Raw genomic sequence first — 14,355 nt, 5'->3', positions numbered from 1 at the left:
GTCCCTCGGGGTTGGGAGGGAGTCCAGTCCTTGGACATGCGGCTGCTTGGGACCAAAGACTCTGCCCGGCCCTTCGGGCACGGCCCAGAATCAAGGCATGACTGCTCCCGCAACATCCCCGGCCGATGTCCACGTCAAGTGGTTCGAGGACACCGGGATCGGGGACATCGCGTCCGTGGGAGGAAAAAACGCGTCTTTGGGCGAGTTGAGCCGCTCCCTGCAGTCCGCCGGCGTGAGGGTTCCCGACGGGTTTGCCACCACCGCCGGCGCCTACCGCGCCTTCCTGGCTTCCAACGCCCTGGAGCCGCGCATCAGGACATACATCGAGGAGTACCGGGCCGGACGCGCAACGCTGCGCCAGGCGGGGGCGGCAATCCGGGAGCTGTTCCTGTCAGCAACGTTCCCGGACAGCATCGGCGAGGCGATCCAGGAGCGATACCGGCTCCTTTCCCGCCGGGCCGGCCAACGCGAGGTGTCCGTCGCAGTCCGCAGCAGCGCCACGGCCGAGGACCTGCCGGACGCCAGCTTCGCGGGCCAGCAGGAGACATTCCTCAATGTGGCGGGTGAGCGCGCCGTCCTCGAGGCGTGCCGGAACTGCTATGCCTCGCTGTTTACGGACAGGGCCATCAGCTACCGCGAAATGAAGGGCTACGACCACCTCGACGTGGCCCTGTCCGTGGGCGTCCAGCGCATGGTCCGCTCGGACCTCGGCGCCTCCGGGGTCATGTTCTCCATTGACACCGAGTCCGGCTTCCCGGAGGCCGTGCTTATCAGCGCAGCGTGGGGCCTCGGGGAGACCGTTGTCCAGGGGACCATCAATCCGGACAAATACCAGGTGTTCAAGCCGCTGCTTGCCGACGAGCGCTTCAGCCCCGTGATCGAGAGGGAACGGGGCGCCAAGGAACGCAAAATGGTCTACAGCCACGGGGGCAACGCGCGGACCCGGATGGTGGAGACCACCGAACGGGAGCAGGAGTCCCTGGTGCTGTCCGACGACGAAGTGGTTCTGCTGGCGCGCTGGGCCAAGGCCGTGGAAGACCACTACGGGCGGCCCATGGACATGGAGTGGGCCAAAGACGGCGTGACGGGCGAACTGTTCATGGTGCAGGCCAGGCCGGAAACGGTGCAGGCCCAGCGCAGCAGCACGTCATTCCGGACTTACCATCTCCGGCAGCAGGGGCGGCTGCTGACCGCGGGGGCGGCCATTGGGGATGCCATCGCGGCCGGTCAGGCCTGCGTCATCCGGGACGCAAAAGACATCGAATCCTTCGTGGACGGTTCCGTGCTGGTGACCAGGATGACGGACCCGGACTGGGTCCCGGTCATGAAGCGGGCAGCCGGCATCGTCACTGACCACGGCGGCCCCACCAGCCACGCGGCGATCGTCAGCCGGGAACTCGGCGTGCCCGCCGTCGTCGGAACCCGGAATGCTACGGAAGCAGTGCCTGATGGCGCCCCCATCACCCTGTCCTGCGCCGAAGGCGAGGAAGGCCGCGTCTATGAGGGGCTGCTGGAGTTCGGCGTGGAAGAAGTGGACCTCGAGGCCCTTCCCGCCACCCGCACTGACGTGATGGTGAACATCGGCAGTCCTGCCGCGGCCTTCAAATGGTGGCGGCTGCCGGCGGCGGGAGTGGGCCTCGCGAGGATGGAATTCATCATCAACAACCTCATCCGCATCCATCCCATGGCACTGGTCCACCCTGAAAGAGTGACAGATCCGGAGGAAGCCGCGCTCATCCGGAAGCTCACCAGGGGCTACGGCGACCCCACGGAGTACTTTGTTGACGTGCTGGCCACTGGGATCGCCAAGATAGCGGCGCCCTTCCACCCCAAACCGGTGATCGTCCGGCTCAGCGATTTCAAAAGCAACGAGTACAGCCACCTGATCGGCGGAGGGTTTTTTGAACGTCCGGAGGAGAACCCCATGCTGGGCTTCCGCGGAGCTTCGCGCTACTACAGCGATCACTACCGGGAAGGCTTCGCCCTCGAATGCAGGGCCCTCAAACGGGTACGCGAAGAAGTGGGGTTCGCCAACATCATCGTTATGGTCCCGTTCTGCCGGACCGTCCGGGAAGCAGACCTGGTCATCGAAGCGATGGCCGGCCAGGGACTGGTGCAGGGCAGTGCCGGGCTGCAGCTCTACATGATGTGTGAAATACCCTCGAACGTCGTCTTGGCCGAGCAGTTCGCCGAACGCTTCGACGGGTTCTCCATCGGCTCCAACGACCTGACCCAACTGGTGCTGGGGGTGGACCGCGATTCCGAACAGCTTGCCGGGCTGTTCGATGAGAGGGACCCTGCCGTCAGCGCGATAATTGCCCAGGCCATCGACAAGGCGCACGCCGCGGGCATCAAGATCGGAATCTGCGGGCAGGGGCCAAGCAACCACCCGGATCTTGCCGAATTCCTGGTCGCCCGCGGCATAGATTCCATCTCGCTGAACCCGGACACCTACGTGAAGACCCTGCCCGTCATCGCCGCAGCCGAGCAGCGGCTGGCCAGACAGGCCTAACGGCACTGTCAACGGCGGACGGCCTGCTGGTATCCCTGTCATATGACCGCGCCATCACCCACTGCCGCAGCCGCGAGGCCGCCCTTTGACGCCGTCATTTTCGATCTGGACGGGGTGGTGACCAACACGGCAATGGTCCATCAGGCGGCCTGGCGGGAGGCCTTCGAACAGATCCTGCAGGACCTCAGGGTGCCGGACACTGCCGACCGTTCACCCCTTTCCAAAGTTGACTACCGCACCTACATCGACGGCCTTCCCCGGGAGGAAGGCGTCTTAAAGTTCCTTGCTTCACGGGGGGTCAAAGTCGAAAAAGGGTCTGACGGGGATGAGCCCGGCACCTGGACCGCATTCGGCCTCGGTGCACTGAAGAACCGGCTCTTCCAGGAGCGGCTTAAGCGGGACGGCGTCCAGAGCTACCCGGGAACGGTGCAACTGCTGCAGAGGCTTTCCGACGCCGGAGTCCCCACCGGGGTGGTCACGTCCAGCCGCAATGCGTCCTCGGTCCTGGACGCCGCCGGCATTCCGGATCTTTTCGGCGTGATCCTGGACGGGACTGCTGCAGCCAATTTGGGCCTCCGGGGGAAGCCCGCCCCTGACGTCTTCCTGGCGGCCGCGTTCCGCCTTGGGGTATCGCCTTCCCACTCCGTGGTCATCGAGGATTCGGTGGCAGGGGTCCTCGCAGCGCACCGGGGCGGGTTCGGCCTGGTGGTGGGCATCGACCGCACCGGAACGCGGCGGGAGCTCGAAGCCGCCGGTGCCGGCACAGTCCTCAATGACGTCCGCGAACTGGATCTGGGCCTTGTCCTTGGCGATCCCTGGCAGCTTGTCTATGAGGGCTTCGATGCAGGACACGAGGGCCACCGGGAGGCGCTGACCACCCTTGGCAATGGCTACCTGGCCGTCCGGGGCGCATCCCCGGAGGGCGGTGGAAGCATCCGGTATGCCGGCATGTACCTGGCGGGCGTCTTCAACCGCCTGGCCGCCGAAGTCGCCGGCGAAGTACTCGTGGAAGAACACATGGTCAACGCGCCTGACTGCCTTCCCCTGGACCTGCGGCTGGCGGACGGGCAGTGGTGGTCGGAAGGAGGCCTGGCGGTTATCCGCGAGCGCCGCACCCTTGATCTCCAACGTGCGGTCCTGGAACGGCGGCTCCTGCTCCAGGCCGCGGACAAAAAGCGGATGGAAATTGTCCAGACCAGGTTCGTGTCCATGGCTGAACCCCACCTGCTGGGCCTTGAAACGAAGATCACGCCCTTGGGCTGGAGCGGTGCCGTGGAAGTGCGCAGCGGCGTCACCACGGGCGTCACCAACTCGAATGTCCCCGAACCGGCCTCCAGCCCGGGGGTTCACCTTGTTGACCGGACCATGGACGGCGGCAGCTTCAAGCAGCCTGCTCCGGACGACGTTTCCGTGGTCGAGGCCGAGACGACCCAGAGCCTGATCCGGGTAGCCGTGGCATTCCGGACGAGTGTGTCCGGGGGAGCAGGCGCCGGCGGAACGGGCCCCGGCGGGACAGGCCCCGGTGGGACAGGCGCAGGGAAGCCCGGCAGCATCGGCCCCTTCCACTTCATGACATTCCGAGTGGCCCTCGCAGACGGAGCTGCAGCAAGAATCAACAAGACCGTCGCTGTGGCGACATCCCGCGACCGGGCGATCGCCTCGCCGGCCTCAGCCGCCGTGGCCGTGCTGGCCCGCGCAGGCGGGGACATCGACGCCCTCATGACCGCACACCAGGACGCCTGGCGAAGCGAACTCCATCCGTTCCTGGTGGACATCGAGGCTCCGGTTCAGGTGCGTCTTGTCCTCAACCTCCACATCTTCCATCTGCTGCAGACCCTCACGCGCCACACGGCGGAACTCGACGCCGGGGTCACTGCCCGGGGGCTCCACGGCGAGGGCTACCGCGGCCATGTCTTCTGGGACGAATTGTTTGTCCTGCCGCTCCTGACCACCAGGACGCCGGATGTAGCCCGGTCCCTCATCGAATACCGGTGGCGGAGGCTTCCGGCAGCCCGCCACGCGGCAGCGGTCCAGGGCCTCTCCGGGGCGCAGTTTCCCTGGCAAAGCGGGAGCGACGGTACGGAAGAAACACCCAAGTGGCTCTACAACGACAGATCCGGCAGGTGGGTGAAGGACCACTCGTACATGCAGTTGCATTCGGGACTGGCTGTGGCCTTCAACGTCTGGCAGTATTTCCAGGCCACCCGCGACAAAGCTTGGCTGCTCCGCAAGGGCGCCGAACTGGTGGTCGAGGTTGCCCGGTTCTTCGCATCGCGGGCCGGGCACAGCCAGGACACCGGGCGGTACCACATCCGCGGCGTCGTCGGGCCAGATGAATACCACACGGGATATCCGGGCCGCACGGATCCCGGACTGGACGACAACGCCTACACCAACGCCATGGCTGCCTGGGTCTGCCTTAGGGCTGCGGAGATCATGGGCATCTTCCACGGGAACGAACTCGCCGGCCTGATGGAAAGGCTTGGCATCACCGGTGAGGAGGCAGCCGGCTGGGAGCAGGTGGGCAGGGCCATGTTCATCCCGTTCCACACGGACGGCGTCATCAGCCAGTTTGCCGGGTACGAGGAGCTCGAGGAACTCGACTGGGAACGGTACCGGGAAACCTATGACAGCATCGAGCGGCTCGACCTGATCCTGGAAGCCGAAGGTGACGAAACCAACCGGTACAAGCTTGCCAAACAGGCCGATGTCCTGATGCTGCCCTACCTGCTGGGCCATGAAGGGGTGATCGCCCTGCTCCAGGAACTGGGATACGCGTTGACGGGCGACCAGTTGAACCGGACCATCGAGTATTACCTGGCACGGACTGCCCACGGGTCCACCTTGAGCCGGGTTGCCCACGCTTCCGTCCTTGCCGCGCTGGACGCCGACCGTGCCTGGGACAGCTTCCGGGAAGCGCTCGACGCCGACCTCGACGATACCCAGCACGGCACAACACGCACGGGCATCCACCTGGGGGCCATGGCGGGAAGCATCGACGTCATCCAGCGCAGTTTCGCCGGACTGAGGCTCAGCGGCGACACACTCGTCTTTGCTCCCAACCTGCCCACCGGCCTCCGGTCCGTCGCCTTCAGGGTCCGGTACCGCGGGCATTTCCTGAACGTCGAATTGAAGGACGGGCGCATGAGGATTGCCTCGGCGGACGGGGACGCTGAACCCATCAGCGTGCGCGTCAACGGCAGGAAGGCTGCGCTCGCCGCCGGCCAGGTCAGGACATTCCGGCTGCCCATGCCGGTGGAGGGACCGGCCGCGTCATGAAGAAACTCGGAATCCTGACAAGCGGCGGGGACTGCCCAGGCGTCAATGCAGTAATCCGAGGCGCCGTGCTGGGTGGTGAGGTTGTCCATGGATACGGGTTCGTGGGGTTCCGCGACGGTTGGCGGGGAGTCCTGGAACAGGATGTGGTTCCTTTGCCCCGGCGGAGCGTCCGCGGCATGTCCCGGCTCGGCGGAACCATCCTGGGAACATCCCGCACCAATCCGCTGGAACGTGGCGGAACCGACGCGGTGCGGGAAAGCCTGCGGCGCAACGGCCTGATGGGCCTGATCGCCATTGGCGGTGAGGGGACGCTCGCCGCAGCGAAGGAACTCTGCGACCAGGGCGTCAACGTGGTGGGTGTTCCCAAGACCATCGATAACGATCTCGGTGCGACGGACTATACGTTTGGGTTTGATTCGGCCGTCCAGACAGCCACTGAAGCCATTGACAGGCTGAGGACCACGGGGGAGTCGCACCACCGGTGCATGATCGCCGAGGTCATGGGCCGGAATGCCGGCTGGATCGCCCTTCACTCGGGGATGGCCTCGGGCGCCCACGCCATCCTCATCCCGGAACATCCGGTGTCACTGGACCAGATCTCCACGTGGGTGCTGTCAGCACGGGACCGCGGGCGGGCGCCCCTGGTGGTGGTGGCCGAGGCTTTTGCACCGGAGGGGCAGGAATCACCGTATGCGCCCCGTGGGCTCGATACCTTTGGCCGGCCCCGCCTTGGGGGCATCGGCCGGCTATTGGAACAACAGCTGCAGCAGAGCACCGGGATAGAAACCCGGGCCACCGTCCTGGGCCACATCCAGCGCGGTGGAGAGCCCACGGCCTATGACCGCGTCCTTGCCACGCGGCTGGGGCTGGCGGCCATCGATGCGGCGGCGAATGGCTCGTGGGGGACCATGGTGTCCCTCCGCGGCACGGACATCGTCACCGTGGGCCTCGAGCTTGCGCTCGGAAGCCTGAAGGTGGTTCCCGAGGCCCGGTACAAGGAGGCGGCAGTCCTGTTCGGCTGAGGGCACCGGTGCTGACGCGACACTTGGCTGCAGGACACCTGGGTGGCGCGACGTGGCGTGACCGTGCCTGGCCCCGGAGGACCAGGCACAAACCGTCAGCCTCTGCTGATCGGGATCTTCGATGCGGAAGCCACCTCTTGCTGGTCCGGAAGGGGAGCGCGGACTTCCAGGACGCCGTCCTTGTAGGAGGCGGTGACGTCACCCTGCTGCACCCCACTGGGGAGGGGGAGCCGCCGGACGAAAGAACCGTAGCGGAATTCGGACCGGTAGCTGTCCTTGTCCTTGTGTTCCGTCTTCTCCTGCCGCTCGGCCTTGATGGACAGGACGCCGTCGGTCACGGTCACGTCCACATCCTTTTCCGGATCGATTCCGGGCAGCTCCGCCCGCACCACCAAGGTGTTGCCATCCACCATTTCCTCAACCCGGATTGCGGACGACCCCATCTCTCCTTCGAAGAGCCTTTCGATCACATCCATGGGGGAACGGCGGGAATCAAACCACTTCATCAGGTCAGTCATTGTTGCCTCCTGCTCATTGTGAGCCGGGCTGACGCATCACCCGGCATTAACACCATCCGCCCACTGCAGGTGCTGTTCCAGAGTCCAAGGTCCCACCCTAGGCTTCACGCTTTTTCCGGGCGGACCCGCAGGACGGCAGAACCGGTAACCCTGTCCGCAGCGAGATCACCAAGGGCCGTGTCCGCGGCATCGAACGGGTAGGCGGTGGTGGTGGGTGCCAGCGGGATCCGGGCCGCGAGCGCAAGGAACTCACGCCCGTCAGCGCGTGTATTGGCTGTCACGCTGCGGACCTGGCGCTCGTAGAACAGGTGGTCCTCATAGTTCAGTGCTGGTACGTCGGTGAGGTGGATACCGGCAATCGCAAGTGTGCCGCCGCGGTCAAGGGCGGCGAGCGCGGCCGGCACCAGGTCGCCCACCGGGGCGAAAAGAATCGCGGAATCAAGCGGCACCGGTGGCTTGTCATACGCGCCGCCGGCATATTCAGCTCCCAGGTCCCGGGCAAGGGCCCGGGCCTCCTCAGACCGGGTCATGACAAAAACGGATGCCCCCTGGTAGACCGCCATCTGCGCGGTCAGGTGCGCGGAACTGCCGAAACCGTAGATACCAAGGCGCCCCCCGGCCGGCAGGTTGGCGCGTTGCAGCGCACGGTAGCCAATGATGCCTGAGCACAGCAGCGGTGCTGCCTGTTCGTCGCTGAACACCTCCGGAATGAGATAGGCAAAATCCTGGGAGACAGTGAGTTTTTGGGCGTAGCCGCCGTCCTTGTCCCATCCGGTGAAGACGGGCGCCGAGCACAGGTTCTCGTCACCCCGGCGGCAATACGTGCACGTTCCGCAGACGCCGCCCAGCCACGCGACGCCTACCCTGTCGCCCGGCGCGAACCGGTGGGCGCCCGGGCCGGTTTCCACCACCACGCCCACCGCCTCGTGGCCCGGGACAACCCCGGGACGGCGTGGTTGCAGGTCCCCTTCGGCCAGATGGAGGTCGGTCCGGCAGATTCCGCAGACACTCACGTCCACCAGGAGTTCATTGGCCGCGGGCCTGGGGTCTTCGCGGAGGCCCCTGACCAGGGGACGGGTGGACATGGGGCCGGGCTGGCCCACCCACCAAGCGAGCACCTTTTCCTCCTTCTGCCGGGTTAGTTAACAATGGCCCAGCTTCGCTGTGCCTCCCAGAGCCGAAGGTCACCCTGGTCTTCAGTCTGCTGAGCGGCCGGCCAGGCGCCGCTGGACGTACCGGATTGCTTCGATGATGATGCTGCCGCCCACGGCCACCGTGACCGAAGCGGCCAGGAGGTCCGTGGGCGGCCAGTCCAGGCGGAAGAACTCTTTTGCCGGGGGCACGGTGAACAGCAGCGCCAGGCCCGCGTACATGCCCGCCAGGATGAGGGTCTTCGTCCAGGTGAGGGGCCGGGATGCGGTCACGAGGATCCAGGAGGCCACCAGGGCCAAGGTGATGACGGCGGCAGACTGCGTGGCCTCGGCGCTGCCAGGTGCAGCGAAACGCGCGTACATGCTGACAGCCAGCACACACAGGGCGACGCACACTCCGGCCGGCACCGAGTAGGCCAGGGAGCGTTTCAGGAATCCGGCCTCATAACGCTGCGCGCTGGGTTGCAGTGCCAGGAAGAATGCCGGCAGCCCAATGGTCAGTCCGTCAAGGACGGACATCTGGCGCGGAAGGAACGGAAAGGGCCACAGGAGCAGGGCAAACGTCAACGAGATGACGGTGATGTAGACGGTTTTGCTGAGGAACACCATGGAAACCCGCTCGATGTTGCTGATGGCCCTGCGGCCCTCGGCAACCACCGCCGGCAACCTGTCGAAGCGCCCGTCCAGGAGGATAAGCCGGGCTACCGCCTTGGTGGCCGGTGACGCTGTGTCCATGGCGATGCCCAGATCGGCTTCCTTGAGTGCCAGGACGTCGTTGACCCCGTCGCCGGTCATGGCCACCGTGTGCCCGCCCCGCTTCAGCGCCTGAACCATGTCCCTCTTCTGGGACGGCGTCACGCTTCCAAAAACGTGATGCGTCTCCACCGCTTCCTCCAGCAGCAACGGGTCAGTTGGCAGTTTCCTGGCGTCGTAGGCCCCGCCCGGGCCCAGGCCCACCGTGCGCGCGAGCACTGCCACCGTGCGGGGGTCGTCACCGGAGATGATCTTCAAGGCCACCCCCTGTTGCCGGAAATAGGCAAGGGTCGCTGGTGCTTCCTTCCGGATATCCTCGCGAAAGGTCAGCAGCACCACCGGAACGAGGCCCGCGGGCAGTGCGCCGTCCTGCTCCGATACCGGCAGGGGCCCGGGCATGTGGGCGAGTGCCAGCGTCCGCAGGCCGGTGGAGGCCAGCGCCGCGGCGCTCCGGCGGGCGGGGGCGTCGGATGGCAATTCCGCCAGTACGAAATCCGGGGCCCCAAGTACCCAGGTTCCGGCGGCCTGCGAGCCCGGCGGGAACGTCACTAAGCTCCATTTCAAGGCCGAGGTGAACGGCACGGATGACGCTTCGGGCAAAACGTCGGCTGCGGGAAAAGCGTCGCCGATGGACTTGGCGGTGGTACTGGCTTCCTCCTTGGCGCCGAACCATTCAAGGGCCTTCCGCCACCCCTCGGCCGGTGGGGCGCCGGCGCCGTGCACGGCGTCGAATGTCATGGCGCCGGAGGACAAGGTCCCGGTCTTGTCCAGGCACAGGACATCCACACGTGCAAGTACTTCAACGGCCGCAAGCTCCTGGACCAGGACCATGTGGCCGGCAAGCCGGACCCCGCCCACCGCAAAAGCCACGCTGGTGAGCAGGACCAGGCCAAGGGGAATCATGGACATGATGCTGGCCACAAGTCCCACCGCGGCAGGTATCCACTGGCCGGAGCTGAAGGCGGCCTCCCAGCCGCCGGCGTTTTGGACCTGGGCGTGGGTAACCAGGACGGCAGTGGGCAGGAGCAGCCAGGTGATGACGCGCAGCACCTTGTCCAGGCCGGAGCGTATCTCGGACGTGACCAGGGCGAACCGCCTGGCTTCGGCAGTCAGTTTGTAGGCGAACGTATCCGGCCCTACCCGGACCACCACCGCCCGCCCGCTGCCGGCCATGATCAGTGACCCGGACAGGAGCGCGGCTCCCGGTTGCTTGGACACGGGCGCTGACTCACCGGTCAAAAAGGATTCATCCGCCTCCACGTACCCGCCGTCCAGGAGCCGCACGTCAGCGGCCACCTGTTCCCCGGCGCTGAGGAGGACGATGTCATCCGGAACCAGGGCCTCCGCCGGGACCAGCCGGGGGCTGCCGTCCCGGATGACCCTGCTCTGTGCCGCGTGGAGAATGGCCAGCCTGTCCAGGGACTGCTTGGCGCGGTATTCCTGGATGATTCCGATCAGGGAGTTCCCCAGCGCCGAGAAGCCAAAGAGTGCATCCCGCCACTGGCCCAGCACCAGCAGCAGGACAAAGCAGGCCGCCACGATGGCGTTGAAAAGGGTCAGGACGTTCGCCCGGACAATGTCCCACGCACTGCGGCTTGTCGCTCCCGGGATGCTGTTGATCTGTCCCGCGTTGGTCCGGGCCAGGACCTCGGCGGAGCTGAGTCCGTCCAGCCCCGGCTGTCCCGCGGAGGCGCCGGAAGCCACGTGCCGCCCGGTGCTTTCCTCTGCTTCAAACATCACGTGGAGCGCAGGGCCCGCCCGTCATGTGTCATGCCGGGACTTCTTCAGCCGGGTGATGACCGTGGGGCAGGGTGGCTGGGTCAGGACGCCGTGCGCCGTCGACCCGAGCAGGAGCCTGCCGAAGCTTCCCCTGCCCCGGCTGCCCAGGACCAGCATCCTGGCGTCCGCGGCTGCGCGGACCAGGGCATCTGCAGGTTCCAAGACTGTTTCCAGGACTCCGTGCACTACAAGGCCGGGGTAGTCCTGGCGGAGTCCGGCCACAGTCTCGGCCAGGACAACCTGTTCCTCTTCCTCCACATGTCCAGCGAAGCTGCTGGACGGCAGGCCCGCTCTGATCCAGCGGTTGGGGCCAGTGAACGCGTACAGGACGGTGAGTTCCTCGCCCAGTGCATCAGCCTCGGCCGCCGCGAAAGCAACGGCCTGCGTGGACTCCCTCGACCCGTCCACGCCCACCACCACACCGTGCCCACTGCCCTGCCCTGTCCCGATCACGGCCACCGGGCATTCGGCCGTTGCAGCTGCCTGGAGGGCCCGGTCGGTCAGCGCACCGCGGGAGTGGCCGCTGCTGCCCAGGACCAGCATCGAGGCGTTCTCCGAGTACTTGCCAAGGGATGCCCCAACGCTTCCTTCCAGCAGTTCATGGGAAACCTGCAGGTCCGGTTCTGCGCTGCGCACCGTTTCTCCGGCTTCTTCCAGCATGTCCATCGCAGACTTGCGCAGGACGTCGATGTAGGGGAGGGCTTCAATCCTTTCGCCCGCCATCCAGCGGTCGTCGAGGACATGAAGGATTGCCAACGGCACCTTTTGCCGGCGGGCGCGGGCCGCTGCCCACAGCAGTGCGGCCTTGGAAGGAGGGGAGTCGGCGATGCCGACGGCGACGGGCTTGTGTGCGTCCATGGGTGACCTTCCGTGAATCTGCTGTTGCTGGCGGTTTCTCATGCCGGACAGGGGTTCAGGCCCTGCCGGCCGGTTCCTGCGGGGCCCACCACCGGGTTGGCGGGGCGATGACGAATTTCCTCCCGGTGATTTCCTCAGGCGTCACGCGGATAAGGCTTTCCTTTGGGCCTGCCTGCCAGGGAGACAGACCTGCGTCTGAGGCATCCTGGAAGTCTTCGTCGTCGTCCACTACGGCAGCGTGCCCCTTCACCACCACGCTCCAGGCAATGGTGCCGTACTGGTTCAGCCCGTCGGCTTCCAGGGACACTGCCTTGCGGCCGGCCACTGCATCCATCTTCGTTCCCGGGCCTGTGCGAATCAGCAGGGTGCCGTTGCTGGGCACAAAGTTGACCGGGAAGATCTCCACCGTGTCGCCGCGGGTGAAGGCCATCCTGCACACGGAGGTTGACCGCAGGTACCTCCAGCAGTCATGCACTCCAAGGTTTTCGGGTTCCGGTTCTGTTGCAGCTGTGTCCATGGCCGTAGCCTAGGCCGCCGAGCGGGACGGGGATAGGGAAGAAGGTCCTACTGCAGCCGGTCCCGGCGGCAGCTGATATCCGGCGTTCCCATAATGGGGCATTTCAGACCTTGACTTACTCTCCTAGACTGGTGCCGGGACGTCGCTTCGTACTCAGGCTGGAGCGGCGTTGCCGGGGGAACCACTTCCCGGACGCGCGCAACACCGCTGAGGGCCTGCAACGACGCAGGCACTTGTCACAGGAGGCGAGACATGAGCACTGAGCCGTGGAGTTCTCCCATGAAGGAACGGGCCGAAGATCTCCTCCGGGACTTCGTTGCCCGCGCAGATGAGCTGCTGCAAACCCAGGAGCGGATGAACGGCCTGCTCGCCGCCGTCGTCGCCCTGGCCCAGGATCTGAGCCTTGAAGCCGTGCTGGACCGTCTTGTCCGGTCGGCATGTGAACTTGTGGGTGCGAAGTACGGCGCGATGGGGGTGATCGCGGAGGACCGCAGCCTGAGCCACTTCATCACCGTTGGAGTCGATGAAGAAGACATCAGGTCCATTGGCGACTTGCCTACGGGACACGGCGTCCTGGGACACCTGATCCGGGAGCCCCGGCCACTGAGGCTCCACGACCTCGGCCGGCATCCCATGGCGTCAGGCTTTCCCCCCAACCATCCACCGATGAACACCTTTCTTGGGGTGCCGGTCCGTGTCCGCGACGAGGTGTATGGGAACCTCTACCTGACCGAGAAGGACGGCGGGCAGGACTTCACACCGGAGGATGAAGACCTTGCCGTGGCCCTCGCCGCCGCTGCCGGTGTGGCCATCCAGAATGCCCGCCTGTTCGAGGACAGCAAGCGTCGCCAGAAATGGCTGGAGGCGGGGATGGAACTGAGCAGCCGGCTGATCATGGCGCCGCATCCCGGGGACTCGGACAACCTGGACCTGGTGGCCGAAACTGCCTTGCGGGTCTCAGACTCTGCGCTTGCCGTGATTGCTGTCCCGGCCGGTGACGGGGTCCTGCGGTGCAGGTCGTCCCTGGGCGTCCAGGGCCTGCAGGCGGGGCAGGAAATCGGTGCTTCTGATGCCGTCTCCAAGGTCATCGAGACGGGGGAGTCCCGCGTGGTGCGTGATCCCCAGCAGGTGTTTGGTGACCAGGTGGCGGAAAAGCTGGGGTCGGTGCTGGTGTGCGCCATCGGCCACAGCAACAGCGAGAACGGCGTGCTGCTGCTCGCCCGTCCGCAGGGATCAATTGCCTACAGCCAGGCCGAAGCGGAATCCAGCTCGATTTTCGGGAGCAGGGTCGGGCTGGCACTCGACCTCGCGCGGGTCCATGCGCTCCGTGAACAGAACCTTCTGTTCACGGACCGGGAGCGGATTGCCCGGGACCTGCACGATCTTGTCATCCAGCGGCTTTTCGCCTCCGGATTGAGTATCCAGAGCCTGCGCCGCTACACCCTTGACCCCATAGCGCACGAACGGATTGCCACGGTCACGTCCGAACTGGACGACACCATCCGGAAGCTGAGGGACACCATCTACTCCCTTCGGACCGGTGAGGAAAACCATGACCCCCTGACGAGCCGTATCCTGGGCGTGGTCCAGGACAACTCCCGCAGCTATGCCGTAGAACCGAAAGTGGCTTTTACCGGCCCCGTGGACGCAGTGCGGGAGAACGTTGCCGGCCATGTGCTGTCCGTTCTTTCCGAAGGACTCAGCAATGCCGCCCGCCACTCCGGTGCCAAGGAGATCCGCGTTGCCGTGTCCGTAACCCCACGCCAGGTTGAACTGGTGATCCAGGATAACGGGTGCGGTTTTGACGAACCCGCACAAGTGAGTGGCCTGGCCAATATGCGGCACCGGGCAGAAATGCTGGGCGGCAGCTGCACCATCCGGAGCGCGCCGGGGGAGGGCACCCGGATCACGTGGACCGCCCAGCGCCTGTGACAGAACCGGAAAGCGGCCCGCCCTGAACTGCTGC

9 protein-coding genes are annotated in these 14,355 nt (G+C 65.9%); 4 read left to right on the top strand and 5 right to left on the bottom strand.

Annotated elements, in window-relative coordinates; translation table 11 throughout:
- The first annotated feature begins 97 nt into the window (after window positions 1–97).
- The 3 genes from ppsA to AC6CHP_RS06510 are packed head-to-tail and all read left to right on the top strand — an operon-like array spanning window position 98 to window position 6,813.
- Window positions 98–2,512 carry a phosphoenolpyruvate synthase gene (gene ppsA, locus AC6CHP_RS06520; protein WP_498228652.1) on the top strand — a complete coding sequence of 805 codons (2,415 nt, stop codon included), beginning with the start codon at window positions 98–100 and terminating at the stop codon, window positions 2,510–2,512.
- A gap of 42 nt (window positions 2,513–2,554) precedes the next feature.
- On the top strand, window positions 2,555–5,791 hold the full coding sequence (locus AC6CHP_RS06515; RefSeq protein ID WP_498228650.1) for an HAD-IA family hydrolase: 3,237 nt from the start codon (window positions 2,555–2,557) through the stop codon (window positions 5,789–5,791).
- The gene (locus tag AC6CHP_RS06510) at window positions 5,788–6,813 is read left to right on the top strand and encodes an ATP-dependent 6-phosphofructokinase (RefSeq protein WP_498228648.1); all 1,026 of its coding nucleotides are present in this window, start codon (window positions 5,788–5,790) and stop codon (window positions 6,811–6,813) included. The genes AC6CHP_RS06515 and AC6CHP_RS06510 overlap by 4 nt, the downstream gene beginning before the upstream one ends.
- A 95-nt stretch (window positions 6,814–6,908) precedes the next feature.
- Here the strand turns inward: AC6CHP_RS06510 and AC6CHP_RS06505 are convergent, their stop codons facing one another.
- The 5 genes from AC6CHP_RS06505 to AC6CHP_RS06485 form a co-directional block, all read right to left on the bottom strand.
- A complete protein-coding gene (locus AC6CHP_RS06505; protein ID WP_188729462.1) occupies window positions 6,909–7,331 on the bottom strand; it encodes an Hsp20/alpha crystallin family protein in 423 nt (140 codons plus the stop codon).
- A gap of 104 nt (window positions 7,332–7,435) precedes the next feature.
- Entirely contained in the window at window positions 7,436–8,449 is a 1,014-nt protein-coding gene (locus tag AC6CHP_RS06500; RefSeq protein WP_498228646.1) for a zinc-dependent alcohol dehydrogenase family protein, read from the bottom strand.
- A gap of 78 nt (window positions 8,450–8,527) precedes the next feature.
- Entirely contained in the window at window positions 8,528–10,972 is a 2,445-nt protein-coding gene (locus AC6CHP_RS06495) for an HAD-IC family P-type ATPase (protein ID WP_498228644.1), read from the bottom strand.
- Between the two features lie 24 nt (window positions 10,973–10,996).
- On the bottom strand, window positions 10,997–11,872 hold the full coding sequence (locus AC6CHP_RS06490) for a universal stress protein (RefSeq protein ID WP_188729468.1): 876 nt from the start codon (window positions 11,870–11,872) through the stop codon (window positions 10,997–10,999).
- 55 nt (window positions 11,873–11,927) lie between these two features.
- Window positions 11,928–12,389, bottom strand: a complete 462-nt coding sequence (locus AC6CHP_RS06485) for a pyridoxamine 5'-phosphate oxidase family protein (RefSeq protein WP_104185997.1) — start codon at window positions 12,387–12,389, stop codon at window positions 11,928–11,930.
- Between the two features lie 252 nt (window positions 12,390–12,641).
- Here AC6CHP_RS06485 and AC6CHP_RS06480 point away from each other — a divergent pair, with 252 nt between their 5' ends.
- Window positions 12,642–14,321 carry a GAF domain-containing sensor histidine kinase gene (locus AC6CHP_RS06480; RefSeq protein WP_188729472.1) on the top strand — a complete coding sequence of 560 codons (1,680 nt, stop codon included), beginning with the start codon at window positions 12,642–12,644 and terminating at the stop codon, window positions 14,319–14,321.
- Window positions 14,322–14,355 lie beyond the last annotated feature (34 nt).

This window comes from Pseudarthrobacter sp. GQ63 (assembly GCF_059758765.1).
Note: the sequence above shows the minus strand (reverse complement) of the source record. Positions and strands in the feature narration are given on the sequence as shown.